We start from the raw sequence: 24,371 nt of genomic DNA, 5'->3' as shown, positions 1-24,371 counted from the left end.
ACCTTGCCATGGACACAGCTTTCCCCGGATCCGCCCGTATCGTCGTCATCGGTGGCGGTGCGATTGGAACATCCATCGCTTACCATCTGGCCAAGGCTGGTGAACAGGATGTGGTTCTTCTGGAAAAAACCCGCCTGACCGAAGGCGCCACGTGGCACGCCGCCGGGCTGGTCGGACAGTTCCGCTCACAGCAAAACCTGATGAGCCTGATGAACGACAGCGTGCGCCTGTTCGATCGGTTGTCGGCCGATACAGGGCAGGAGATCGGCTGGAAGAAAGTCGGCTCGATGCGGGTTGCGGCCAGCGAAAACCGCTGGCAGGAGCTTCTGAAATCGTATTCTTCTGCCCGTGCGGTTGGGTTTGAGATGCAGATGCTGACCCCGTCCGAGGCCAAAAAGCTTTATCCGCTGATGCAGGTGGATGATCTGGTGGGCGCGGCCTTTATCCCCGAAGATGGTCATGTTGACCCCTATTCTCTGACCCAGGCCTATGCCAAAGGCATTCGAAAATATGGTGGCAGGGTGATCGAACAGGTCATGGTCACCGATCTGGTGCGCGATGGCGCGCGGATCAGCCATGTGGTCACCGATCACGGCACGATCGAGGCCGAGATCGTCGTGAACGCCGCCGGTATCTGGGCGCGGCAACTGGGCTGGATGGCGGGGATCAATCTGCCCGCTGGCGTGGTGCAGCACCAATATTTCGTAACCGAAAAGACCCCCGATATCCCCGATGACATCCCGGCCTTCCGCGACCCCGATGGCGGCTATTACGCCAAGCCGGAGCCCGGCGCGCTGGCCATCGGCGGGTGGGAAAAGACAACCGACAGCGTCAATCCCAAAGACGGGTTTCCATGGCAAAACTCCCGGCATCTGTTTGATGCCAATATCGACCGCATGGAGGAAGTGTTCCTCCCGGCAGCCCATCGTATTCCGCTGTTGAATGATCTCGGTGTGCGCACCGTGATTAATGGCCCAATCCCGATCTCGCCAGATGGCGAACCTGTCATGGGGCCGGTGCCGGGGCTCGAAAACTTCTTTGTCGCCTGTGCCTTCACCTCTGGCATTGCAGCGTCGGGCGGGGCCGGCAAGGCCGCAGCCAACTGGATGCTGGAAGGCGATCCGGGGTTGGACCTTTGGGCGTTTGACCTGCGTCGGTTTGGCGGGCTGCATGCCGGACACCGGTTCCTGCATGTCCGGGCGGTGGAAAGCTATACCAGGTACTACGACATCCACTGGCCCGGGAAAGATCTCGAAAGTGCGCGCGGGGTGCGCCGCTCTCCGCTTTACTCCAGCCTCAGACAGGCCGGCGCGGTCATGGGGACGAAGAATGGCTGGGAACGGGCCAACTGGTTTGCCCATGGCGACATACCGGCAGTTCCGCAATTCGGCTGGGACCGCCCGGGGCAATCTGAAACCGTGGGCCGTGAACACAAGGCCGCACGCGAGGCGGCAGTGATCACCGACATGACCTCCTTCACCAAGTTCGAAATCACCGGGGCAAACGCCTGTGCGGCTCTGCAATACCTGGCTGTGGCGAATATCGACAAACCCACAGGTGGTGCGACCTATACCCAGCTGTGTAACGCCCGCGGTGGCATCGAGGCGGATGTGACGATCATCCGACGGTCCGATACGTGCTTCTGGCTGACCACCGGGTCGGCCTTGGGCGAGCGCGACAAGAGTTGGCTTGAACACGGGATTGCACTCTTTGGCAAACGCACCGGCACCACCCCGGATGTGACAATCCGAGAAATCACTTCCGCCTATGGCGTGCTGAATGTTCAAGGCCCAAGGGTCCGCGCGATCCTGCAAAAGGTCTGTGACGACAACCTCAGCCATGACGGCTTTGCCTTCATGACCACGCGCGAGATTCGCATCGGCTATGCCCCGGCGCTCGCCTATCGTGTGACCTATGTCGGAGAGTTGGGCTGGGAACTCTACATCCCGATGGAATACCTTGAGTACACTTATGAGACTTTGATGGACGCTGGGGCGTCCGAAGGTCTGATCAACATGGGTTACTTCGCAGTGGATTCGCTTCGTCTGGAGAAACGGTTTCTGGCGTGGGGCGCAGACATAAGCCCCGACTATACGCCGATAGAGGCGGGTCTGGGCTTTCTGATCGACTGGACCAAAGGCGACTTTCTGGGACGGGATGCTCTGGAACGCCAGAAAGAAACCGGACTCGAACGTAAGCTGGCGGTGCTGTTGTTGGACTCGCCGCTTACTGTTTTCGGCGGCGAAGCCGTGTTCCATAACCATAGGGTTGTTGCACAAACCACGTCAGGCAATTTCGCGTATTCTCTGGGGCAACCGATAGCTTTAGCTTATCTCCCTCCAGATCTAGCCCGGACAGGAACGGAGCTGACTGTTCAGAGCTTCGGCCAAACCAGCTTAGCCAAGGTAGTTATGCACCCGCCGTTTGATCCCAAACGCGAAAAAATACTGTGTTGAAAGTAGGAATATACCGCGTTTGTAAATGAGATGGGTAAAACGAAATGCGAGTGCGACCTATCGATATTTCGTGAGAGGTGCTTTTCGTCGGGAAACGATGCACCGTTTGCACCAAAACCTGCACTCGAATTAAGGCTTTCACGGAACCCAGACACGTCGGATCTGCAAACCATGGAGACGTTCTTGCCGTCTCAAATAGCTTCAAATCGCCGAAAAACCGCGAGCTTCGCAGAGACCGTTTTGGTAGACTAACGCCCCGCATACTGAAGCCAATCATGAAAAATGCGATCATTGATGAAATAGCAGACGTCGTCCGTCGGATCGTCCACGTTCCAATACCAGCCGGGATTTGATCCATTGTTTGTTCGTTCCGACCTTTTCCCACCCTAAAAGTTTGGTGACGCAGAACCTTTGAATTTATTTGAGAGACACGACGAAGTAATCAACGTCGTCAAACCTCGTTTGGAGCTGGCGGACGAGGTTTGGGACAAAGTCCGCCACTACTATGCCCGTCGCAACAAGCGAGTGCACGAGAGAGCAACGCTCCAGATTACTGACACTGAGGTCGAGGGCTATCGGAAGAGTGTCGAGCCCCTGTTGAAAGAGCTATTCGACTTAAACCTTCGAACCGGGCCACACATGAGCCCCCTCCCTAGATTGCATAATTTTCGCTCAAACTTGGCGACGCAACCCATACGGATTATTGGCGTGAGCCTGAAAAACTGATTTGATTCAACATATCAGTGGCCATGAGACACTGAGTGAAAATGTCTGCATTTGCATTAAAATTTGTCCAGATAAGGCCAAAATCACACCAAAATGACGCCGGCTAATAAATAGTATTCTGCCACGGTTTATGTGAAATTAATTTCAACTGAAATGGGTTGTGGCGGAGACGAAGGGATTCGAACCCTCGAGACCCTTCCGGGCCTACTCCCTTAGCAGGGGAGCGCCTTCGACCACTCGGCCACGTCTCCGCCGACCCGTTTAGCGATAGCTTTGAGGGGCGGCAACCGAAAATGGCACCAAGCCGGAAATTCGGGTTCAAGGCCGCGTATGAGGAACAACAATTGCACATCAGCTGGGTGGCATCAGAAAATTGTGCACCTGATCGACATCGCACATGCTGACGGCCCCGACAGCAAGCGCCCAGGCTCGAAGCTCCGGACGCAACACTTCAGGTCTTAAGTGCCCTATCGTGGTCTCGAAGACTGGCATGGACAAAAAAGTCATAGCCGCCCGATTGCGCACAGATGTCTTCCCGATCCGCGAGAACGGAATCATACACTATGCCGGCTTTGGCAGGATCGGCTGTCCTGTGCGCCACCTACTTGCTGCCAGTCTGGCCGGGGAGTTGGGCCATGACAATGTCGCCCGCAAATATCTGGTACGCGCCGTTAGGGACGGAGGGTCAATCGATGTGGAAGCCCAGCTGGCCAGAAAATTGAAGACCCTACGCATGCCGCGTTAACCAATTGATCCCGTCGCACAGTGCCATACGCTTTGCAGACACATTGCCGACACTTCGCAGACACCTGACTTGGCCTCAAAGCCCTTGTTAACCTGACGCTCAGCGCCCGACTCGCGAAACCCGAAAGACCGCGCCCTACTTGTTAAACAAGAAGTGCAAAACGTCGCCGTCTTTGACCGTGTAGCCCTTGCCCTCGGCGCGCATTTTGCCCGCTTCTTTGGCAGGCTGCTCACCACCCAAGCTGACAAAATCATCATAGGCAATCGTCTCGGCGCGGATGAAGCCCTTCTCGAAATCGCCGTGAATAACCCCCGCCGCTTGCGGTGCCATGGTGCCGTGCTTGATCGTCCAAGCCCGTGCTTCTTTGGGCCCAACGGTGAAGTAAGTTTCCAGATGCAGCAGTTCGTATCCGGCACGAATCAGGCGATCCAGCCCCGCTTCTTCCAGCCCCATTTCGGTCAGGAACATCTCCGCCTCGTCGGCCTCCAGTTGGGAAATCTCTTCCTCGATCTGGGCCGAGATCACCACATGCGCGGCCCCCTGCTCCGCCGCCATAACAGCGACTTTCTCGGAGAATTCATTGCCCGACGCAGACGACCCTTCGTCCACATTGCACACATACAAAATCGGCTTAGACGTCAGTAATTGCAGCATTTTCCACTGCTTTACATCGTCGGTGTCAACCTCAACAGTCCGCGCAGGTTTGCCATTCTCCAGCGCCTCCATGGCGGCCTTCATCAGGCGTTCCTGCTGCACCGCTTCCTTGTCGCCACCGCGCACTTTGCGCACGATATTGACCAGACGTTTCTCGATGCTCTCCATGTCGGCCAGCATCAGTTCGGTCTCGATCACTTCGGCGTCGGCCACGGGGTCCACGCGGCCTTCCACATGGGTCACATCGCCATCTTCAAAGCAGCGCAGCACGTGGGCAATCGCGTCGGTCTCGCGGATATTGGCCAGAAACTGGTTGCCCAACCCCTCCCCCTTTGAGGCGCCCTTCACCAGACCCGCAATGTCCACAAAGGTCATGCGGGTCGGGATGATCGACTTGGAGCCCGCGATTTCCGCCAGCGTATCCAGCCGGGCATCCGGCACGGCAACCTCGCCCACATTGGGCTCGATGGTGCAAAACGGAAAGTTCGCAGCTTGAGCCGCCGCCGTGCGGGTCAACGCGTTGAACAACGTGGACTTACCTACGTTCGGCAGCCCGACAATACCCATCTTGAAACCCATGACACTCTCCTAGATCCGGTTCGGGCGCATGTAGGGGCGAGGCGCAGGGCGGGTCAAGCATATATGGGGTTTGGGGTGTCAGCTGGCTTGAACTATCTCTTGTAACCCACTTAGAGTCCAAGGCTGAGCAACCTTATGTGGAAAGCAGTTCACTATGGAAAAATCAAACTACTCGCAGTTCATAGACGTTTTGAAGGCAGACGGTTGGGTCGGCGATGCCCGCGGCTGCTTTCGAAAGGGAGAATGGTCTGTCATCTTCGATACAAGCTCGTGCATGGAACTGTACACACGCGCTAATCGCCGCCTCTTCGATGTCCTCGTCCCGACTTCGATGCACACCGCTTGGACGATGAACTTGATCACACATCTTTTCACAGCAGATGATCATCTACAAAAGGTGAGCAAACAATTACCAAAGAACTAAAGCTGTCGAGGATCAACGCTCAAGCACAATAAATCTCACCTCCCCGTTGATTTCCCCCCGCCGGATGGTGCAAACCGCTCAGAACTATAAGTCAGGGGACGGCACATGACACGCATCGACGACACATTCGCGCGGCTGAAGGCCGAGGGCAAAAAGGCTTTCGTGACCTACGTGATGGCAGGCGACCCCGACGAGGCCCGCGCGCTGGAGATCGTAAAAGGTCTGCCCGCCGCCGGCGTCGACATCATCGAGCTTGGCCTGCCCTTCACCGATCCCATGGCAGATGGCGAGACGATCCAGCTCGCGGGCCAGCGTGCGCTTGAGGCCGGCATGACACTAGAGAAATTCCTGCAATTCGTCCGCGACTTCCGCGCCACCGACGACACCACGCCGATCGTGATGATGGGCTACTACAACCCGATCTATTCCCGCGGCGTCGAGCGCTTTCTGAAGGATGCGCAAGAGGTCGGCATCGACGGTCTCATCATTGTGGACCTGCCCCCTGAAGAGGACGAGGAGCTGTGCATCCCCGCCCAAGCCGCAGGCCTGAACTTCATCCGGCTTGCCACCCCCACGACTGACGCGAAACGCCTGCCCAAGGTGCTGCAAAACACCTCCGGCTTCGTCTACTACGTCTCGATCACCGGCATCACCGGCGCCGCCGAGGCCAGTGCTGTAGATGTCGCCCCCGAGGTCGCCCGCATCAAGGAAAGCACCGATCTTCCGGTTATTGTCGGCTTTGGCGTCAAGACTCCGGAAACCGCGCAAGCCGTCGCAGGGGTGGCGGATGGCACAGTCGTCGGCTCGGCCATTGTGCAGAAGATCGCCGACGGCGAAAGCACGGCAGACGTGCTGGCGTTTGTGAAGTCATTGGCCGACGGCGCGCATAGAGCCTAAGCAGCAGGCAAGATCAAAAGAGGCTGCCTACCCTCTTGCTGCGCAGTATCGAGATAAGCGCGACCATGGACGTCGATATCGCTCAAACGCTGCGCTAGAGATGGCATAGACGCCGTTCTTAGGCGTAGTTCCGAGGCTGCGTTGGAAATGTTCTGTGCACTTTCCGCGCCACCCGCCAGTCGCGTTCCTAGCACGTCTTGAGGCATCCTGAACGCAAGCTCTTGTAGTTTTTCTGCCTGCCGGGCTGCCCGCGCGCGTGCGGCCTCTTTTTCGTCCAACCAAAGCAGCGATTGAACCTGCGCCCCGCCTGACACTGCCAGGCCTTCCAGGAGCGAGCGAAGTAAATCGTCGTCGATCTTGACCTGCGCTACCACACTCAAAGTGCCTGCATGAAGGGCATTGAACCCATCGTGAAGCGCGGCTTCTGCATCTTTAACGATAGGTTCAGCGTCTTTGCGGGCGGGAACTTCCGATAGGCGCTCCAGTTGCGTCTCGATTTTTTGCAATGTCGTTTTCAACTGCAAGTCACGCGACAGGTTTTGGAAAGCATCAAGCTTGTCTTCCATCCTGCCCAGCGTGTCTTCCAGCTTCTTCATCCGGTTCAGGATAACCATCGTACTTGCCACTGTGACGCCGAGACCCGCGACCGACGTCAGCATCGTGCCGATTTGCAGGCTCTGCATATTCCCCATCATCGACTGCATGGCGTCGATCTTCCCCTTGATCTGTTCGTTCTGAACGATGGACGCGCCGCCAACTGCCGCGTTGACAACGCTGCCAACCGGGCCGCTACCAACTGCCGAACTCAAAAGAGATTGGAATGCCCCCGTTTCCTGCACATGGCCAACGATCTGCCCGGTCGAGACGTTTTTGAGCAGCGCACCATAGCGCTGCACGTCGCCGACGGCACGCAGCGCCTCGAACTCCGAAGGAACAACGAACGGGATAAGTCGGGAAATCATTAAATCTGGTCCAATCTTGCTTGTGCGAATTTATCGATCTGTGCCTTCAGAACAGCACAAGTCGAGCGCGGTTTCTTACCCGCCTCGTCATCAAGAATTGCCTTGCGCAATCTGGTTTCGATGTGGGTTAAAAACCGGGCCTTGCCGGTCTTCTGCGCCCATCGCGCCGCCTTTGGTGACGCCATAGCGACAGTCAATGCGCTTACGCCGAATGTCGCAAACATCGGCCATGAGAAGACAGTCACAGGTGCGAGGAAAAGGAAACCGGCAGTGGTAGTGGTTGCTGTCGCCGCTGCGACAGCAAGCCCGACCGAACCTGCGGCCATCGCACCCGACGCTACCAACCCGCCCATTTCCAAGAGTGATGCGCCGCCATATGCATTGCTCCCTTCGACTTCTGCAATTGATACCTCCAGCGTATCTTGCAGACTTCGAGTCATCCGTTTGCTTAACATCGTGATGTCGCTTTGAACGCGCCCCTCGATCTGTTTGTGCGCGTCGGCGCCAGGCCACATCATCTCCTTAAAGCTCAGATTTTCCGCAGCTGATGTTGCCCGCTCAAAAGACGCGTCAAACGCCTCTCTGCACGCGATATCAATTCGTACCCGCTCCGCGTTCCACCAGTCGATAATTTCAGCACGTTGAAGTTCCGGCGGGGGAAGAGGCATAAGAAAACTCAAAACTTGTTTGTGAGATTGTGCACTCGCTTCCGCTTTTTTCTCAAGCCCAGATTGCCGACTATTCAAGACACACAACATCAGCTTCGCTCGACAACCGACATAAATCACCGCATTGACTCGAAACCATCCAAATTGGTAACAAGACTTAACCAATTTGGACGGTAAGGGCTGGAAAATGGCTAAGATCACTGAAATCGACGACCTGAAGCGCATCTACAAGCGGCGCACGCCGAAGATGTTCTATGATTATTGCGAAAGCGGCAGCTGGACCGAGCAGACTTTCCGCGAGAACTCCTCCGACTTCGACCTGATCAAACTGCGCCAGCGGGTGGCCGTCGACATGACGGGCCGCAGCACCGCCAGCAAGATGATCGGGCAGGACGTTGCCATGCCCGTGGCCCTTGCGCCCGTCGGCTCCACCGGTATGCAGCATGCGGACGGTGAAATCCTCGCCGCCAAGGCCGCCGAGAAATTCGGCGTGCCGTTTACCCTGTCCACCATGTCCGTCTGCTCGCTCGAAGACGTGGCCGAGAACACGTCCAAGCCGTTTTGGTTCCAGCTCTACGTCATGCGCGACCGCGAGTTCACCAAACGCGCCATCCAACGCGCCAAGGACGCCGGATGCTCCGCCTTGGTGCTGACGCTGGACCTGCAAATTCTGGGGCAGCGCCACAAGGACATCAAGAACGGCCTGACCGTTCCGATCAAGCTGTCGCCATATACGTTGCTGGACCTTGCCACGAAATGGCGGTGGGGCATGCAGATGATGCAAACCAAGCGTCGCAGCTTTGGCAATATCATCGGCCATATCGACGGGGTCAGCGACATGAGTTCGCTGTCGGTCTGGGCGGCGGAAAGTTTCGATCCGCAATTGGACTGGGACTACGTCAAAGAGATCAAGGACCTTTGGGGCGGCCCGCTGATCCTCAAAGGCATCCTCGATGCCGACGACGCCAAGATGGCCCTGAACGTCGGCGCCGACGCGATTGTGGTTTCCAACCATGGCGGGCGGCAGTTGGACGGGGCGATGTCCTCGATCAAGGCGTTGCCGTCGATCATGGACGCCGTGGGCGACAAGATCGAGGTGCATCTGGACAGCGGTATCCGCTCCGGCCAGGACGTCCTCAAGGCCTTGGCGATGGGCGCGACCGGCACCTATATCGGGCGCGCGTTTGTCTACGGCCTAGGCGCCATGGGCCAGCACGGGGTCGAGGAAGCCTTACGCGTCATTCATAAGGAACTCGACGTCACAATGGCCCTGTGTGGCGAGAAAAATGTGCAAGACCTTGGCAAACACAATCTGCTGGTGCCGCGCGACTTTTACGGCGACTGGGCCTAAAACGGGGCTTAGGCCCCGCGCCTACGCAGCGCAAAGACCAGCGGCAGAAGCAACAACAACAACAGCGCGACCGCCGCGAAGGCGGCGCGCAAGCCGTAGCCTTCGGATACAAAGCCCATGATGGTGGGCGCGGCAAAGAAGCCCAAGAACCCCAACACCGCCGTGCGCGAGATCGCGACCGTGCGCAACGTGGGTGGAACCAGGCGGCCAACCAAGGCGAGCCCAAGCGGGCCGATCACCGATATGCCCAGGCCCATCGTGCCAAAGCCCAGATAGGCGACCAATGGCACGGGGGCGATCACCACCAAAGCCGTGCCTGCCACGGCCAGCATCGTGGCCCATAAAATCACGCTGGTGTCGCTCAGCCGTTCGCTGACGGCCTGCCCCCCGAAACGGCCCACGGCCATGGTCAGTCCCAGCATCGTCGGCCCAAACGCGCCCTCTGCGGCGCCCCCGCCCAACGTGCGTTCGACATGCAAGGCGGACCATGTCTCAACAGCGGCCTCGGACATGAAGGCAATCAGCACCACCGCACCGCACAAGATCACGATGCCCCACGGCAATGATGCGGGCGTGGTGTCGTCAGATGTTGTCGCGGGCTCCATCCGAAGCCTGCGCAGGAGCAGCAACACACCAAGCGCCAGCACTGCGAACAAAACTCCGGGCTGCACCGCCGCCTCTCGTGCTAACCCTGTAGCGAACGCCCCGACGGCATAGGCCAGCGAAAACGACCCGTGGTTGGCGTTCATCAGGGAGCGCCCGGATTGCGCCTCCAGATCGGACACGCGGGCGTTCATGATCACGTCGGTCAGGCCGGAGGCCAGCCCGCAGGCAAACATCGCCAGAAAGAACCCCGTCGGGCTGGTCACAACCCCCGGCAACAGGAACGCGACGGCCAGCGCAAGGGCGCTCACCCCCATGGACCAACGCCCCAACCAACGGTCAACGACAGGTGCGAACCACATCGTCGTCGCCAAGCCGCAGGCGGTACCCAACAGCAGCAGGCCAAACAACGCATCTCCCGCGCCGACACGCTCTTTCAAGAGCGGCACGAAGGCGGCGAAGCTGCCCCAGTAAAGGCCAAGAATGGCAAAGGCCAAGGCGGGGATGTGTGACAGGCGCAAAGCGTTCAATACGGACATGGCCACAGCGCTAGCGTCACCTTGGGTGACTCGCAATCCGAATCCTCAGGAAACCCCTTTCCAAGCAGGCGATTCCCTCCTATACGGCACTCTTCACGCGGCCCGACACCCTTGGAGGCAGCCGCACTAACTTTGAAAAGGAATATAGTCATGGCTGGTAAGATCCCTGATCTTGAAGTCGAGGCACGCGCGGGGACGGGCAAGGGGGCCGCTCGCGCAGCACGCCGTAACGGCATGGTGCCAGGTATCGTGTATGGCGGCGGTCAAGATCCGCAACCCATCCAGATCCCGTTCAACTCGCTGTTGAAGCAACTGCGCGCAGGCCGTTACATGTCGACGCTGCAAAACATGAAAATCGAAGGCCAAGACGACGTTCGTGTCATCTGCCGGAATGTGCAGCGCGATCTGGTCAAAGACCTGCCGACGCATATTGACTTCATGCGCCTGAACCGCACCACCAAAATCAACCTGTTCATTCACGTTGATGTTGTGGGTGAAGACGTCTCCCCCGGCCTGAAAAAAGGCGGGACACTGACGCTGGTGCGTCCGGAAGTTGAACTGATGGTCACCGCGGGCGATATCCCGGATAGCATCACCATCGATGTCTCCGAGGCCGAAGTTGGCGACAACATCTCCATTTCCTCGGTGAAACTGCCTGCTGGCGCGAAAGCCACCATCGACCGCGACTTCGTAATCGCGACTCTGTCCGCCCCATCCAGCCTGAAATCTGCTGGTGAAGATGAGGACGAGGATGGCGAAGACGATGAAAGCGTCGAAGTGCCAACAGTTGACGAGACGACAGAAGAGTAATCTTCTCCCGCTTCAAGCAACAATCTTAGAACGCGCGGCCTTCACGGGGCGCGCGTTTTTCGTTTTCCGTCAGCTTTTAAGAAGTGTTCTCTTTTGCAGCACTCATCGGCCTAAGTCCCAAGCATAATTTGAACAAAGTTTGGGGAATGTCTTCTTTGAGCCCAAAAATGACCGATGCTGCAAACTGTTTGAAAGTCTGCATTTCCGTATATTTAATGAGCCGGCGTAAGTCGTACCAGTGCATTTATTGAGGAATGATCGCGGACCATTCAGCAAACCAAGCGCGGAGAATTTCAGCCAGCCACCAAGACAACCAGAGCGCCGCGAGCTGAAGCGCGAGGCCAAATGCAACAGTTCTTCGGAATGTGACGTTTCCCCCCCGCCATGCAATCAAAAGGCGAGCGATGGTGTTTGCAGTCAGCGCGGCTGCTAGCGGCAGCGCTGCATCCACAGCGGAGATCTGCCCGACCGTTACAAGAGAGGCAAGAGCAACAGTCGCGGAATTGGTGCTGACCACTCCGGCAAGCCCAACCGTCGCAAGTACCGCTCTGTTTCCGAACAAATCATTGAGCGTCGCAGAAGCCAGCATGACGATAGCAACGATGAGCGCGAAACTGACTGCACCTTTGACCGAAAAGACCTGCGAAGGCAGTTCCAGTATCGCTGGTTCAACTTTGCGGTGCAGCGCTAGGAAAAAAATCGCAGCACCGTGCAGTGCCGCAGCGAGACCCGCTCCGAACAGCAAGGGAAGGCCGACTGTAAACATGGGAGGGCTCAGTGCCAGCAGGATGATTCCGATCTGGATTAGTGAAGAGACCGACGAAAGTGTCGCCCCGGCAGCGGCGCTTTGTGCGTCTTCCGGTTTTTCAACGGCACGCTGACTAAGCGCCAGAATTGTGGATGTACTCGAAACGAACCCAGACAAAAATCCGCTAACCGGTAATCCGAGACGCGCTCCGATAATGCGTGTTGCAATATGGCCTGCTGCGCTGATCAACATGATGACAACAACGATGACGAAGAGCGAGCGCGGATTGAGCGCTCCGCCAGGACCGATCTCATGGTTGGGCAGGATCGGCAGTACTACCAAGACCGACACACCAAGGATGAGCCCGTCCCGCAGCTCTACCGCAGTTAGAACCGACCGGCTGAATCCGCGTAGCATTTCGCGTGCGGCAAGCAAAGACGCTATGACCACAGCAACACCAGCCGCAAGCAATGCAGTTTCCGTTGCCAAGGCACCAAGTAGTACGACAGAAACGAGCGCTAGGCTGGTCGTGAGGCCAATGCTTGGATCGGTCTGTTGAGCAACTGATACAATCCGTGCGATTGCAACTGCAGTAACAGCGACCATCAACAGGGGTACTCCGCCCGTCATCATGCTGATCGCGCCAATCAGCGATGCCAAAGCGAACGTGCGAACGCCCGTCGATGCGCCCTCGCTTGGCGTTTGATTGCTACGTTCGCGTTCGATGCCGATGAGGAGCCCAATCCCGAGGGCTTCGATCAATGCGTAGAACGCCTCCGGGTCAGTTTCCATCCAGCGACTTTAGCCGTTGTTTATATATGCTGCAATTCTTGCCGATAGTGTATGAAATGAACTGATTGTACGAATTCACGACAGCGGAAGTTCGGTCAAACTTAGTGAAAGGCTTCTTTGTCCGCAAAACGGACGCTCTAATGCTCAGCAATCCAACTGCGGGTTGTAATCAAGACGCCTCGATCAATAGCAATCAACGGTCTGCCTGATCAAATCGCCACGCCCTGTTGGCCCCAAACATCGCAGTGAGCGAAATGCTGCACCCCTCTGGCCCCGCTTAAGAGGACAGGCTAAAACACCGCCATGAAACTCTTCGTAGGTCTCGGAAATCCGGGCGCAAAATATAGCCAGAACCGGCACAATATCGGCTTCATGGCCGTGGACCGCATTGCGGAGGATCACGGATTTGCGCCGTGGAAATCCAAATTTCAGGGCCTGATCACCGAAGGCCGCCTTGGCCACGAGAAGGTGATGATGCTCAAGCCCGCCACCTTCATGAACCTCTCCGGCCAGTCCGTGGGCGAGGCGATGCGGTTCTACAAGCTCGACAGCACCGACATCACCGTCTTCCATGACGAGATCGACCTTGCCCCCGCCAAGACCAAGTGCAAATCCGGTGGCGGACATGCGGGGCATAACGGGCTGCGTTCCATCCACCAGCATATTGGGCCGCATTACGACCGCGTGCGCCTTGGCGTGGGCCATCCCGGCCACAAGGACAAGGTGCCGTCCTATGTGCTGAACGACTTTGCCAAGGCGGAACAAGACTGGCTCGACGATGTGTTGCGCGGTGTCTCGGACGGCGCGCCCTATCTGGCGGAAGGCGACAGCGCGAAGTTTCTGAATGCCGTGGCCTTGCGGGTGGCCCCTGCCCGCTCCTCGACTAGCAAGCTGAAGCCCGCGCCCAAAGCCGAAGCGACACCCGAGCCTGAAGACACACGCAACCCATTGCAAAAGCTGATGGATCGTTTCAACTGAGCTGACCACAACCGGAGACAACCAGATGCGACTAGTTTTGAAATGGGCGTTGCGCCTAGTGGCGCTGTTGGTGGTGGTCGCGGTTCTGGCAGGGATTTGGAAACGCGAGGAGCTAACGCGCTTGATGGCGGTGAACTCTCTGTTCGCGCCGGATAAGATCGTCGGCAACTTCTCACACATGGACAAGGCGTTCCTGTCGACCGAACTCACCTTGCCCGATGCCGCCCCCAGCCCATTGCCCAAAGGCCCTGACGCGACGCTTCCCGCACAAACTCAGGATTGGGTTGAAGCCCGCGATGTGACGGCGCTTGTGGCCCTCAAGAACGGGCAGGTCGTGCATGAAAGCTACTACAAAGGCACCGAGGCGGGTGACCGCCGGATATCGTGGTCGGTCGCAAAAAGTTATCTGTCCGCGCTGATGGGCGTGCTGCTCGACGACGGCTCCATCTCCTCGATCGATGACCCTGTGACCAAATACGCCCCTGCCCTGATCGGCACCGCCTATGACGGGTCGACGATCCGCAACGTGCTGAACATGTCGTCCGGCGTGACCTTCAACGAGGACTATCTGGACAAATCCTCCGACATCAACCGCATGGGCCGCGTGCTGGCGCTTGGTGGCACGATGGACGGGTTTGCCGCAGACCTGACCGAAACCTTCGCCGAACCCGGGCAAACATGGCAATACGTCTCCATCGACACCCATGTGCTGTCGATGGTCATTCGCGGGGCCACGGGCCGCTCCATCCCCGACTTGATGTCCGAGAAAATCATCGGCCCGATGGGGCTGGAACAGGCCCCCTATTACCTGACCGACGGCGTTGGCGTGGCCTTCGTGCTTGGCGGGTTGAACATGACCACCCGCGACTATGCCCGCATGGGGCAAATGTTCCTGCAACGGGGTCGGTTGAACAGTCAACAGATTGTGCCAGCCGATTGGGTCGATGCCTCGACGGAGGCCACCGCCCCGACCGCGCCGGATGCGATTGGCTACGGCTTTCAATGGTGGGTCCCCAAGGGCGCGGACGAGGGTGAGTTCATGGCCCGTGGCGTCTACGGCCAGTACATCTATATCAACCGTCCGCTGGGTGTAGTCATCGCCACCAATGCCGCTGACCGCAAGTTTCGCGAGGCCGGTGTGAGCGAGGAAAACGTCGCGATGTTCCGTGCCATTGCGGCGGCCCTGTGAACCTACCCGACGCGCTGCGCAATCAGGCGGGCCATTGCGAGGCGCTCGGCTCTCCTTTCATGGCGCGGATGCTGACGCTGTTGGCCGATCGCCTGCGCCCGACAACCCCACTCACTGAACGCCTGTTCAATTGGGAAGGCGACCTTAGCCCAAGGGGGCATTCGGTGCCGTTGCGCTTGGCTGGCGCGCTGCATGCGTTGGTCTTGGCCGCGCCGGACAGCCCGTTGGCGAAAGCCTATCCGCCGCATGTTGCGGATGACGACACGCTATGGAACGCAATCGAGCAAACCCTGACGGCCGAGGCGTCCTTCATCGACACATTCCTCAACAGCGCGCCACAGACAAACGAGGTGCGGCGCAGCGCGGCGATCCTGCCTGCGGCGTTGCAAGCCTGCGCACATTTTGGCCTGCCCCTAACCGTGTCGGAGCTGGGCGCAAGCGCGGGGCTGAACCTGAACTTCGACCGCTACGCCGTCGCCGTGGATGGGCGCAGCTACGGTGCGCAATCGCCTGCCCTAACCCTGACGCCTGACTGGACCGGCCCACCGCCCTGCGATACCCCGTTTTCGGTCGTGGAGCGTCGCGGCGTCGATCTGAACCCGTTAACAACCGCCGAAGACGCCGACCGCCTGCGCGCCTATCTCTGGGCCGACCAGCCAGAACGGCTGGCGCTAACCAATGCGGCTCTGGCCTTGCCACGCGCGTCCGTTGACCGCGCCGACGCCGCCGAATGGCTGGAAGCGCGCCTTGCGCACACCTACACCGGAAGCACCCATTTCCTGTTTCACACAATCGCGTGGCAGTATTTTCCCGATGCCGTGCAAACCCGCTGCAAGACCGCCATTCGGTCAGCGGCTGAACGCGCGACGCCTGATGCCCCTTTGGCATGGTTCTCAATGGAGGCCGATGACGGTGCAGGTGGCCAAGGAGCCAAACTCACCTTGCGGCTTTGGCCGGACGCACTAGGTTTTGATCTGGGCCGTGCAGATTTTCACGGGCGTTGGGTCAACTGGAGCTAAACTATGAAACGTGAGCCATCTCTCAATGTGTTGGGCGACGAGCTGAAAAACTGCTCTGACGACCCCGTCACGGGATTTTTCAGGAATGGGTGCTGCGATACAGGGCCGATGGATCAGGGCAGCCACACGGTCTGCGCGATCATGACCGCCGAGTTTCTGGCCTTCTCCAAATATCTCGGCAACGACCTGTCCACGCCACGACCGGAATACGGCTTTGCGGGGCTGAACCCGGGCGACCAATGGTGCCTATGTGCCGCGCGGTTTTTGCAAGCCCATGAGGAGGGCGCGGCCCCGAAGATCCGCCTCGCCTCCACCCATCAGCGAGCGCTTGATATCGTGCCGCTGGAGGTTTTGGTCAAGAACGCGCTGGACGCGAATTAATGCTACGCCATAGCGCGGCTTAGACGAAAAAAGGCGCCTCCAAGGGCGCCTTTTCTTTAGGTCTGGTCAAGCGATCAGGCGAATTCGCCCATCTCGAAGCCCAGTGCACGGGCGACAGTGAAGATGTCTTTGTCACCGCGTCCGCACATGTTCATGCAGATGATATGATCCTTTGGCAAATCGGGCGCGATCTTCATCACATGGGCCAGCGCGTGGGATGGCTCAAGCGCGGGAATAATCCCTTCCAAAGAACAGCACAGCTGGAACGCTTCCAGCGCCTCTTTGTCGGTGATCGCCACATATTGTGCGCGGCCAATTTCGTGCAACCACGAATGCTCCGGCCCGATGCCCGGATAGTCCAGACCAGCGGAAATCGAGAACCCTTCAAGGATTTGCCCGTCATCATCTTGCAGCAGGTAGGTGCGGTTGCCATGCAACACGCCGGGGCGACCCCCAGTCAAAGACGCGCAATGCTCCATCTTGGCGTTCACGCCCTTGCCGCCAGCTTCGACGCCGATGATCTCTACATCCTTATCGTCGAGGAACGGGAAGAACAGCCCCATCGCATTGGAGCCGCCGCCGATCGCAGCAACCAGCGTATCGGGCAGACGGCCTTCGGCCTCCATCAACTGCTCTTTGGCTTCGTTGCCTATGATCGCTTGAAAATCGCGAACCATAGCGGGGTACGGGTGCGGGCCGGCGACCGTGCCGATGCAGTAGAACGTATCGCGCACGTTGGTCACCCAGTCGCGCATTGCGTCGTTCATCGCGTCTTTCAGCGTGCCACGGCCGGACGTCACAGACACCACCTCGGCACCCAGCAGGCGCATGCGGAACACGTTAGGGGCCTGACGTTCCACGTCATGCGCGCCCATATAGACCACGCATTTCAGGCCGAATTTGGCACAAACAGTCGCGGTGGCAACGCCATGCTGGCCCGCACCGGTTTCCGCAATGATGCGCGTTTTACCCATGCGGCGGGCCAGAATGATCTGTCCCAACACGTTGTTGATCTTATGTGCGCCAGTGTGGTTCAACTCGTCGCGCTTCATGTAGACTTTCGCGCCGCCTAGATGCTCGGACAGGCGCTCGGCGTGATACATTGGCGAGGGGCGGCCCACGTAATGCTTCCACAGAAAGTCCATCTCGTCCCAGAAGGACTTGTCGGTCTTGGCGTGCTCGTATTGCTCTTCCAGCTCCAGGATCAGCGGCATCAGAGTTTCGGACACAAAGCGCCCGCCAAAATCGCCAAAGCGGCCCTTTTCGTCAGGGCCGGTTTTGTAGCTGTTCAGCAGATCATCAGGCATTTTGGAACACTCCCGTTGCAACTCTGTTGATGTAGCCCGTGAACCCGTCGGGGTAAAGCGCAAGGCCGACGCGAGGTGCGGAAACTACAGCTTGGGTGTATCGTCGAGGGCTGCAGCCACAAACTGTTTGATTAGCGCTGCGTCTTTGACGCCGCGCGCGCTTTCCACACCCGAGGACACGTCAACTTGTTTGGCACCTGTCAGACGGATCGCCTCCGCCACGTTGTCAGGCGTTAACCCGCCAGCAAGCATCCATGGTACAGACCATCGACGGCCCGCGATCAGACGCCAGTCAAAGGCCAAACCGTTACCCCCTGGCAGATCAGCGCCTTTCGGCGGCTTGGCATCGACCAGAATCTGATCGGCCAGACGCATGTAATCCTCCAGCATCGCAAGATCGCCTTCATCGGCGATGCCGACGGCTTTCATCACCGGCAGGCCAAAACGGTCACGCACCTCTGCCACACGCTCTGGGGTCTCGGAGCCATGAAGTTGCAGCATATCCAGCGGTACCTGATCCATCAAAGCGTCCAGCGCCGCATCGTCCGCGTTGACCGTCAGCGCCACCTTGGCAAGGCCCAGCGGCACCTCCATGGCAAGCGCGCGTGCGGCGTCCAAGCTCAGATGCCGGGGAGACTTTTCGAAGAACACGAACCCCACATACGCAGCGCCCGCAGCTGCGCAAGCGGCCACATCGGCAGGGCGGCCCAAGCCGCAGATTTTGATACGGGTTGTCATATGAATGATCTAGCGCGCAGCAGCGCTGTCGTCGAGCAGGGCCAGAACTTCGTCCTTGCCTTCATTCGACTTGCGCTTGAGGCCTTTGACCTCACGCTCCAGCTTTTCCTTCTCGCGCTTTTGCAGGCGGGCGTCGGCGCGGTGCTTGTGCTCGCGGAACCATTCCCAAACGAAACCGATCAGCAGGCCGATGATGATGCCGCCAAAGATCACAACGAATAGGGGCAGGTCATAGGACAGAGGCTGTCCCAGATAGGCCGCCATTTCTTCGGGCAGCAGTTTGATCGTGACCATGCCGCGATTGGCAAGGGCGACCAGAATCAAGGAGAGGCCGACGACGGCCATAAACACATAGCGAATGTAGCGCATTTAGTTCAGCTTTCGTTTCCGTTGAGACGGTCTCGTAGCAGCTTGCCGGTCTTGAAGAAAGGCACATGCTTCTCTTCTACATGAACGCTTTCGCCTGTGCGCGGGTTCCGACCCGTGCGCGCGTCGCGTTTTTTGACAGAGAACGCGCCAAAGCCACGTAGCTCAACGCGGTTGCCCGAGGCCACCGCGTCCACGATTTCTTCGAAGATGGTGTTCACGATGCGCTCTACATCCCGTTGGTACAGGTGCGGGTTTTCATCGGCGATCTTTTGGATCAGCTCAGAGCGTATCATCAAATATCCTCCCCAGGACTTTGTTAGTGCAACGGGTGGCCACCGTGCTTCGGTGAACTATAGGACAAATAATCCAACTGAGGAAAGCGTTTACAGGGGGGGCAGCGCGGTCATGCGCGAGAAAATAGCGTGAAAAATACCGCTTGGCGGCACAAATTGCGTCTCTGTGTCACACAAATGGACGCAAGCCGCATGGCACCAAGGGCCAAATTCAGGTCGATTCGGGGCACTTCCCACAAACGAAAACGGCCCCGCCATTTCTGGCAGGGCCGTCCTCAAACTTTATCGAGAGCGATTACTCGTCGTCGGACTTCAGAGCCGCACCAAGGATATCACCCAGGGACGCGCCGGAGTCAGAGGAGCCATACTGCTCGACTGCTTCTTTCTCTTCCGCGATCTCGCGTGCCTTGATCGACAGACCCAAACGGCGGGTCTTGGCGTCCACATTGGTCACACGCACGTCGAGCTTGTCGCCAACGCCGAAACGCTCAGGGCGCTGCTCGGCACGGTCGCGCGACAGGTCGGAGCGGCGGATGAAGGATTTGGCACCCTCATATTCCACTTCGATGCCGCCATCTTCGATCGAGGTGACCTCGACGGTGATGATGGAGCCGCGCTTGACGCCGTCCACTGCGGTGTCGAACGAGCCGTCCAGAGCTTTGATCGAGAGCGAGATACGCTCTTTCTCAACATCCACCTCGGTTACAACGGCCTTGACCATGTCGCCTTTGCGGAAATCGCCCAAGGCGTCTTCGCCACGGCCGTCCCACGTGATGTCGGACAGGTGAACCATGCCGTCGATATCGTTCTCGAGGCCGACGAACAGACCGAATTCGGTGATGTTCTTGACTTCGCCTTCGATCTCTTTGCCGACAGGGTTGTTCTCTGCGAACACTTCCCACGGGTTGCGCTGAGTCTGCTTGAGACCCAGGGAAACGCGGCGCTTGGCGCTGTCGATTTCCAGAACCATGACTTCGACCTCTTGCGAGGTGGACACGATCTTGCCGGGATGCACGTTCTTCTTGGTCCAGGACATTTCCGAGACGTGAACCAGACCTTCGACACCGGGCTCCAGCTCAACAAATGCGCCGTAATCGGTGATGTTGGTCACGCGACCGGTATGCGTGGAATCCAGCGCATACTTGTTGGCAACGGCTTCCCATGGATCGTCCTGCAACTGCTTCATGCCAAGCGAGATACGGTGCGTCTCCTTGTTGATCTTGATGACCTGAACCTTGACGGTTTCGCCGATCGACAGGATCTCGCGCGGGTCATTGACGCGGCGCCATGCCATGTCGGTGACGTGCAGCAAGCCGTCTACGCCGCCAAGATCGACGAATGCGCCGTACTCGGTGATGTTTTTGACCACGCCGTCAACAGCCTGACCTTCGGTAAGGTTGCCGATGACTTCCGCACGCTGTTCAGCACGCGATTCTTCCAGAATGGCACGACGGGACACAACGATGTTGCCACGGCGACGGTCCATTTTCAGGATTTGGAACGGCTGCTTCAGACCCATCAGAGGGCCCGCGTCGCGCACAGGGCGCACGTCGACTTGGGAGCCGGGAAGGAACGCAACGGCGCCGCCCAGATCCACGGTGAAGCCGCCTTTGACGCGACCGAAGATGGCGCCTTCGACGCGCTCTTCGTCTGCGTAAGCTTTTTCCAGACGGTCCCAGGCTTCCTCGCGGCGCGCTTTGTCGCGGCTGATGGAGGCCTCGCCGCGGGCGTTCTCGACGCGGTCAAGGAACACCTCAACTTCGTCGCCCACTTCGATTTTTGCGGATTCGCCTGGTTCTGCGAATTCTTTAAGGTCGATACGGCCTTCCATTTTGTAGCCGATATCGATGATGGCTTGGCCGGCTTCGATCGCCAGTACCTTGCCTTTGACAACCGAACCTTCGTCGGGGGTGTCCATTTCGAAGCTTTCGTTCAAGAGGGCTTCGAATTCGTCCATAGATGCGTTTGTAGCCATGTGGCGTGTGTTTCCTAATCTGATGTTTATACGGGCCGAGCGGTTGTCTCCGCCGGTCTTTGGGTTTCAGTTGGTCTTCGGGGTTTTCTCAAAACAAGAAGGGCCGGAAAACCGACCCTGCTCGCCCTGAGACTGTTCTCGCCCCTTAGACAGCCGCGCGTATAGCGCGGGTTGGGGGGAAGGGCAAGTCTGTAAGGGTTAGGACGATTGTATCGCGCCCAATCAAGGCTTGGGTGCAAAACGCACCCTGTAGCGGCGATTCAGGCGTTGTGTGAGTAGTGCTCAGGCATCCGAGGATTGACTTCGACGATATTGGAGTGAAATCAATTAAGTCGCCTGTTCCCAATAGCGCAGAATGATCAGCTTAGCGGACGGAGCCGCCATTTCGCTGCACTTTCACGAACGGCAGCTTTCAGGTCAGTGTTTCAACGGTTGCGGTAGGTCTCGCGGATTGCCGTTTCCACATAGTGACGATGATTACTGTGATTACAATTTGCGCGGCTGAGAATACGGTCATAGCCGCCAGCAGGCCAAGCATGTCGGCCAATGCGCCATTGGCAATCACGGGAAGAGAAAACCCAAAATACGCATAAACAAATAGTCCAGCCGTCGCCCGAGCGCGATCCTGTGGAGCGCGAAGGGAGACCTCTGAGAGCGATGCGAGATAGCTGAAACCATAGCTAGCAGCGCTCGTGATGCATGTTCCGATAAGCACTAAGGCGAGGAGATGTAGCCAGACGCCAGCTAGGAGAACCAAAAATCCGAGTGGGATCAGCGCAAAGCCCAAGGCGAGCGATTGGCTATTAGTCATACGGCGGGCAATCGGCTGGCAGAGAAATCCTATGAAAATCGCGAGAAAGATCACCAGACCCGTCCAGCCGCCAAGACCGTTTGCTGCTAACTCCAGCGGCACCACCGCGATTGTCATGCCCGTGGTGGACCAAGCCAAGGCCATGGCCACCCCAAACACCCATGTCCCTTTCGGAAATACCGGCAGGCGTAAGACCGACACTTGTTTCGGACGATCTACGCGGGGCAAGACCAATGCAATGATTGCCAGCAGCGGCGCAGCGACAATCAATGCAATGTAACTGACAGGAAGAAGCGTCGGTCCTTGCAAGCCAAGGCTGATGCCAGTGGCCAACGCACCTCCACCAAAGCCAAGAGACGTAGCCGATGTGACAATGAGTGCTGCGCTGCGGGATCGATCTTCGCCAAGTATTTCGGTCATGTAAGCCGTTCCTGCCGTTGTCGCGAGGCCGGTTCCAACTCCAAGAAAGAGCCGCGCAATCACGAGGCTGCTCCAGCTTGGCACCTGCACCAAAAGCACAGTTGCGACCACTCCGAGCAGCAGAGCCATCGCAATTGGTATCCGGCGACCGATGCGATCAGACAACCCACCAAGCAGTATAAGGGTCGGCATAAGGCCAGCGGCATAGGCCGCAAATGCGACCGTCACAGCCGTCGCGCCAACATTACTTTCAGCCGCATAAACATCATACAGCGGTGCTTGCAGGTTCACTGCGAATGTCACCGTGAATAGCCCGAGTGCGAGCAGCGATGCGGAAACCGTTTTTGTCATTTGAACACCATAGGAATTGACTTGAGACCCAAATGCCAAGAAGACAGAAATATAACAATTTTTAAATTGTCATAGATACAGTGAGACAATGCCCAAAGCCAGATACCTGACCCTCGCCGATACGATGGCCCGTTCGATCCAAACGGGCAAATTGGTGCCGGGAACCAAACTGCCCACGCATCGCGCCTTTGCCGAACAGTTTGACATCGCCCTCGCGACGGCCACCCGCGTCTATGCAGAGTTGGAGCGTCGGGGGCTCGTTGTCGGAGAGGCCGGGCGCGGCACCTTCGTGCGTGACCTCGATTTACCCATGACACTGGGCATCCATCAGACCGCCAGTGATGGCTTGATCGATCTTGTGTTCAATATGCCGGGTGATGCCGCTGACGTTGATGCGTTGCGTGCCGGTCTTCGAAGGCTGGCGACGGCAGGCGATTTGGAGGCGATGCTGCGCTATCAGCCCCATGGCGGGCGGCTCCATGAACGACGGATCATCGCTGAAAGCCTTCACTCCACTTTGGATCGCGTTGAACCAGAGCGTCTTTTGGTGACGTCCGGAGGCCAGCATGGATTGGCGATAACAGCCCTTGGGCTTCTTCGGCGCGGAGATATTGTGGCGGTTGATGCGTTGACATATCCCGGCTTCAAGTCGGTTGTTGCCTTGCAGGGGCTAGACGTCACCTCAATCGAGGGGGTTCAGGGCATAATGGACCCTGATGATCTCGATCGACAGTGCCGCTTGCGACCGATCAAAGCTGTCTATCTGATGCCGACCGTACACAATCCGCTTGGGTCGGTGATGGACGAAGTAACACGCGGTCGTTTGATTGAGGTCGCGCAAAAGCATGACCTTCTTATCATCGAAGATGCCGCCTATGCGTTTCTGGAACCCGATCCACCACCGACGTTTCTCACCTTGGCCCCGGAACGGACGATACACGTTGGCGGGTTTTCCAAGAGCATCGCGACGGGCCTGCGTATTGGATATGTGATTGCACCGGCGACGCACATAGACCAATTGATCGAAGCGATCCGTGCAACAACCTGGAACGCTCCGGCGTTGATCTCGGGGTTGGTGACAGGCTGGATTGAGGACGGCACCTTGGCCGCATCCGAAGAAAACCGAAGGCGCGACGGAGCAGAGCGTCAGCAGATTTGCAATGCCATCTTCGAAGGCATCCCCATTGTGGCCCATCCCAATGCTGGGTTTGCATGGCTGCCCCTCGATCAAGCTGTTCGGGCTGAGCCCATCATTAGTCGCTTAAGGGAAAGCCGCATTTTGGTATCTGGAGCGGAGCCATACGCAACCACCACAGCGGTCCCGCAGGCGTTACGGCTGGCCTTTGGTGGTGTCCCGAAGGCTGGCTTGAGCACGGTTCTCGTGGAAGTGCGTAAATCTCTGGGGATTTGATCGAGAGCAGACGTTCGTGACAACCGCAGCATTGGGGAGTCTTGGGTTCCAAAGCCGCCATTCGCGCGTAGCCACTCTGAGTACCCTATCGCCCCTGCAGCCCCAATTGACCTAACGCAACGACCGGCCACGCCAGTGCGTGTAGATTCGGGGTATCACTGCAAATGAAACCAAG

21 protein-coding genes and 1 tRNA gene are annotated in these 24,371 nt (G+C 58.0%); 10 read left to right on the top strand and 12 right to left on the bottom strand.

What is annotated here, in order from left to right; genetic code table 11:
- Nucleotides 1–8 precede the first annotated feature (8 nt).
- The gene (locus BDE40_RS14920; RefSeq protein WP_134015823.1) at nt 9–2,456 is read left to right on the top strand and encodes a GcvT family protein; all 2,448 of its coding nucleotides are present in this window, start codon (nt 9–11) and stop codon (nt 2,454–2,456) included.
- Between the two features lie 887 nt (nt 2,457–3,343).
- Here the strand turns inward: BDE40_RS14920 and BDE40_RS14915 are convergent.
- A tRNA-Ser gene (locus BDE40_RS14915) sits at nt 3,344–3,433 on the bottom strand.
- Between the two features lie 239 nt (nt 3,434–3,672).
- On the opposite strand from BDE40_RS14915, the gene BDE40_RS14910 reads away from it, so the two are divergent.
- Nucleotides 3,673–3,927, top strand: a complete 255-nt coding sequence (locus BDE40_RS14910; protein WP_134015821.1) for a hypothetical protein — start codon at nt 3,673–3,675, stop codon at nt 3,925–3,927.
- A gap of 135 nt (nt 3,928–4,062) precedes the next feature.
- On the opposite strand, the gene ychF is transcribed toward BDE40_RS14910, so the two are convergent.
- A complete protein-coding gene (gene ychF, locus BDE40_RS14905) occupies nt 4,063–5,160 on the bottom strand; it encodes a redox-regulated ATPase YchF (RefSeq protein WP_134015811.1) in 1,098 nt (365 codons plus the stop codon).
- A 529-nt stretch (nt 5,161–5,689) separates the two neighbouring features.
- Between ychF and trpA the strand changes: the two genes are divergently transcribed.
- Complete coding sequence (gene trpA, locus BDE40_RS14900; RefSeq protein WP_134015809.1) at nt 5,690–6,481, top strand: tryptophan synthase subunit alpha; 792 nt, start codon at nt 5,690–5,692, stop codon at nt 6,479–6,481.
- Here the strand turns inward: trpA and BDE40_RS14895 are convergent.
- Both BDE40_RS14895 and BDE40_RS14890 read right to left on the bottom strand, forming a co-directional pair.
- Nucleotides 6,478–7,443, bottom strand: coding sequence for a hypothetical protein (locus BDE40_RS14895; RefSeq protein ID WP_134015807.1), 966 nt, complete (start codon nt 7,441–7,443; stop codon nt 6,478–6,480). The two genes, trpA and BDE40_RS14895, sit on opposite strands and share 4 nt — an antisense overlap.
- Complete coding sequence (locus BDE40_RS14890; protein ID WP_134015805.1) at nt 7,443–8,312, bottom strand: hypothetical protein; 870 nt, start codon at nt 8,310–8,312, stop codon at nt 7,443–7,445. The genes BDE40_RS14895 and BDE40_RS14890 overlap by 1 nt, the downstream gene beginning before the upstream one ends.
- Here BDE40_RS14890 and BDE40_RS14885 point away from each other — a divergent pair.
- Nucleotides 8,299–9,462 carry an alpha-hydroxy acid oxidase gene (locus BDE40_RS14885; RefSeq protein ID WP_134015803.1) on the top strand — a complete coding sequence of 388 codons (1,164 nt, stop codon included), beginning with the start codon at nt 8,299–8,301 and terminating at the stop codon, nt 9,460–9,462. The genes BDE40_RS14890 and BDE40_RS14885 overlap by 14 nt on opposite strands.
- Before the next feature lie 8 nt (nt 9,463–9,470).
- Here BDE40_RS14885 and BDE40_RS14880 read toward each other — a convergent pair whose 3' ends face one another.
- Complete coding sequence (locus BDE40_RS14880; protein ID WP_134015802.1) at nt 9,471–10,604, bottom strand: MFS transporter; 1,134 nt, start codon at nt 10,602–10,604, stop codon at nt 9,471–9,473.
- 150 nt (nt 10,605–10,754) lie between these two features.
- Here BDE40_RS14880 and BDE40_RS14875 point away from each other — a divergent pair, with 150 nt between their 5' ends.
- Entirely contained in the window at nt 10,755–11,414 is a 660-nt protein-coding gene (locus BDE40_RS14875; protein ID WP_134015800.1) for a 50S ribosomal protein L25/general stress protein Ctc, read from the top strand.
- Between the two features lie 244 nt (nt 11,415–11,658).
- Here BDE40_RS14875 and BDE40_RS14870 read toward each other — a convergent pair whose 3' ends face one another.
- Nucleotides 11,659–12,924: an MgtC/SapB family protein gene (locus BDE40_RS14870; protein WP_162848101.1), complete on the bottom strand. Its 1,266-nt coding sequence runs from the start codon at nt 12,922–12,924 to the stop codon at nt 11,659–11,661.
- A 333-nt stretch (nt 12,925–13,257) separates the two neighbouring features.
- On the opposite strand from BDE40_RS14870, the gene pth reads away from it, so the two are divergent.
- Genes pth through BDE40_RS14850 form a run of 4 tightly spaced genes read left to right on the top strand, consistent with a single transcriptional unit; the run spans nt 13,258 to nt 16,521 of the window.
- Nucleotides 13,258–13,932 (top strand): aminoacyl-tRNA hydrolase, encoded by a 675-nt coding sequence (pth, locus tag BDE40_RS14865; protein ID WP_134015796.1) that lies wholly within the window; start codon nt 13,258–13,260, stop codon nt 13,930–13,932.
- Between the two features lie 25 nt (nt 13,933–13,957).
- On the top strand, nt 13,958–15,121 hold the full coding sequence (locus BDE40_RS14860; protein ID WP_134015794.1) for a serine hydrolase domain-containing protein: 1,164 nt from the start codon (nt 13,958–13,960) through the stop codon (nt 15,119–15,121).
- The gene (locus BDE40_RS14855; protein ID WP_134015792.1) at nt 15,118–16,140 is read left to right on the top strand and encodes a DUF2332 domain-containing protein; all 1,023 of its coding nucleotides are present in this window, start codon (nt 15,118–15,120) and stop codon (nt 16,138–16,140) included. The genes BDE40_RS14860 and BDE40_RS14855 overlap by 4 nt, the downstream gene beginning before the upstream one ends.
- Before the next feature lie 3 nt (nt 16,141–16,143).
- The gene (locus BDE40_RS14850) at nt 16,144–16,521 is read left to right on the top strand and encodes a DUF2237 family protein (protein WP_134015790.1); all 378 of its coding nucleotides are present in this window, start codon (nt 16,144–16,146) and stop codon (nt 16,519–16,521) included.
- Between the two features lie 74 nt (nt 16,522–16,595).
- On the opposite strand, the gene trpB is transcribed toward BDE40_RS14850, so the two are convergent.
- From trpB to BDE40_RS14820, 6 genes are all read right to left on the bottom strand, one after another.
- The gene (gene trpB, locus BDE40_RS14845; protein ID WP_073145425.1) at nt 16,596–17,828 is read right to left on the bottom strand and encodes a tryptophan synthase subunit beta; all 1,233 of its coding nucleotides are present in this window, start codon (nt 17,826–17,828) and stop codon (nt 16,596–16,598) included.
- A gap of 84 nt (nt 17,829–17,912) precedes the next feature.
- On the bottom strand, nt 17,913–18,566 hold the full coding sequence (locus BDE40_RS14840; protein ID WP_134015788.1) for a phosphoribosylanthranilate isomerase: 654 nt from the start codon (nt 18,564–18,566) through the stop codon (nt 17,913–17,915).
- A gap of 9 nt (nt 18,567–18,575) precedes the next feature.
- Nucleotides 18,576–18,935 (bottom strand): lipopolysaccharide assembly protein LapA domain-containing protein, encoded by a 360-nt coding sequence (locus BDE40_RS14835; protein WP_134015786.1) that lies wholly within the window; start codon nt 18,933–18,935, stop codon nt 18,576–18,578.
- Nucleotides 18,936–18,940: 5 nt separating this feature from the next.
- Nucleotides 18,941–19,228, bottom strand: a complete 288-nt coding sequence (gene ihfB, locus BDE40_RS14830) for an integration host factor subunit beta (protein ID WP_073145419.1) — start codon at nt 19,226–19,228, stop codon at nt 18,941–18,943.
- Between the two features lie 295 nt (nt 19,229–19,523).
- Nucleotides 19,524–21,203 (bottom strand): 30S ribosomal protein S1, encoded by a 1,680-nt coding sequence (gene rpsA / locus BDE40_RS14825; protein WP_134015784.1) that lies wholly within the window; start codon nt 21,201–21,203, stop codon nt 19,524–19,526.
- Between the two features lie 412 nt (nt 21,204–21,615).
- Nucleotides 21,616–22,785 carry an MFS transporter gene (locus BDE40_RS14820; RefSeq protein WP_134015782.1) on the bottom strand — a complete coding sequence of 390 codons (1,170 nt, stop codon included), beginning with the start codon at nt 22,783–22,785 and terminating at the stop codon, nt 21,616–21,618.
- 88 nt (nt 22,786–22,873) lie between these two features.
- On the opposite strand from BDE40_RS14820, the gene BDE40_RS14815 reads away from it, so the two are divergent.
- A complete protein-coding gene (locus tag BDE40_RS14815) occupies nt 22,874–24,196 on the top strand; it encodes an aminotransferase-like domain-containing protein (RefSeq protein WP_134015779.1) in 1,323 nt (440 codons plus the stop codon).
- Nucleotides 24,197–24,371 lie beyond the last annotated feature (175 nt).

Source organism: Litoreibacter halocynthiae (assembly GCF_004365635.1).
Classification (GTDB): domain Bacteria; phylum Pseudomonadota; class Alphaproteobacteria; order Rhodobacterales; family Rhodobacteraceae; genus Litoreibacter; species Litoreibacter halocynthiae.
Note: the sequence above shows the minus strand (reverse complement) of the source record. Positions and strands in the feature narration are given on the sequence as shown.

Coding starts and splice junctions, on each gene's coding strand:
- BDE40_RS14920 (WP_134015823.1), top strand. CDS start 9: ATGGACACAGCTTTCCCCGGATCCGCCCGTATCGTCGTCATCGGTGGC.
- BDE40_RS14910 (WP_134015821.1), top strand. CDS start 3,673: ATGGACAAAAAAGTCATAGCCGCCCGATTGCGCACAGATGTCTTCCCG.
- ychF (WP_134015811.1), bottom strand. CDS start 5,160: ATGGGTTTCAAGATGGGTATTGTCGGGCTGCCGAACGTAGGTAAGTCC.
- trpA (WP_134015809.1), top strand. CDS start 5,690: ATGACACGCATCGACGACACATTCGCGCGGCTGAAGGCCGAGGGCAAA.
- BDE40_RS14895 (WP_134015807.1), bottom strand. CDS start 7,443: ATGATTTCCCGACTTATCCCGTTCGTTGTTCCTTCGGAGTTCGAGGCG.
- BDE40_RS14885 (WP_134015803.1), top strand. CDS start 8,299: ATGGCTAAGATCACTGAAATCGACGACCTGAAGCGCATCTACAAGCGG.
- BDE40_RS14880 (WP_134015802.1), bottom strand. CDS start 10,604: ATGTCCGTATTGAACGCTTTGCGCCTGTCACACATCCCCGCCTTGGCC.
- BDE40_RS14875 (WP_134015800.1), top strand. CDS start 10,755: ATGGCTGGTAAGATCCCTGATCTTGAAGTCGAGGCACGCGCGGGGACG.
- pth (WP_134015796.1), top strand. CDS start 13,258: ATGAAACTCTTCGTAGGTCTCGGAAATCCGGGCGCAAAATATAGCCAG.
- BDE40_RS14860 (WP_134015794.1), top strand. CDS start 13,958: ATGCGACTAGTTTTGAAATGGGCGTTGCGCCTAGTGGCGCTGTTGGTG.
- BDE40_RS14850 (WP_134015790.1), top strand. CDS start 16,144: ATGAAACGTGAGCCATCTCTCAATGTGTTGGGCGACGAGCTGAAAAAC.
- trpB (WP_073145425.1), bottom strand. CDS start 17,828: ATGCCTGATGATCTGCTGAACAGCTACAAAACCGGCCCTGACGAAAAG.
- BDE40_RS14840 (WP_134015788.1), bottom strand. CDS start 18,566: ATGACAACCCGTATCAAAATCTGCGGCTTGGGCCGCCCTGCCGATGTG.
- BDE40_RS14835 (WP_134015786.1), bottom strand. CDS start 18,935: ATGCGCTACATTCGCTATGTGTTTATGGCCGTCGTCGGCCTCTCCTTG.
- ihfB (WP_073145419.1), bottom strand. CDS start 19,228: ATGATACGCTCTGAGCTGATCCAAAAGATCGCCGATGAAAACCCGCAC.
- rpsA (WP_134015784.1), bottom strand. CDS start 21,203: ATGGCTACAAACGCATCTATGGACGAATTCGAAGCCCTCTTGAACGAA.
- BDE40_RS14820 (WP_134015782.1), bottom strand. CDS start 22,785: ATGACAAAAACGGTTTCCGCATCGCTGCTCGCACTCGGGCTATTCACG.
- BDE40_RS14815 (WP_134015779.1), top strand. CDS start 22,874: ATGCCCAAAGCCAGATACCTGACCCTCGCCGATACGATGGCCCGTTCG.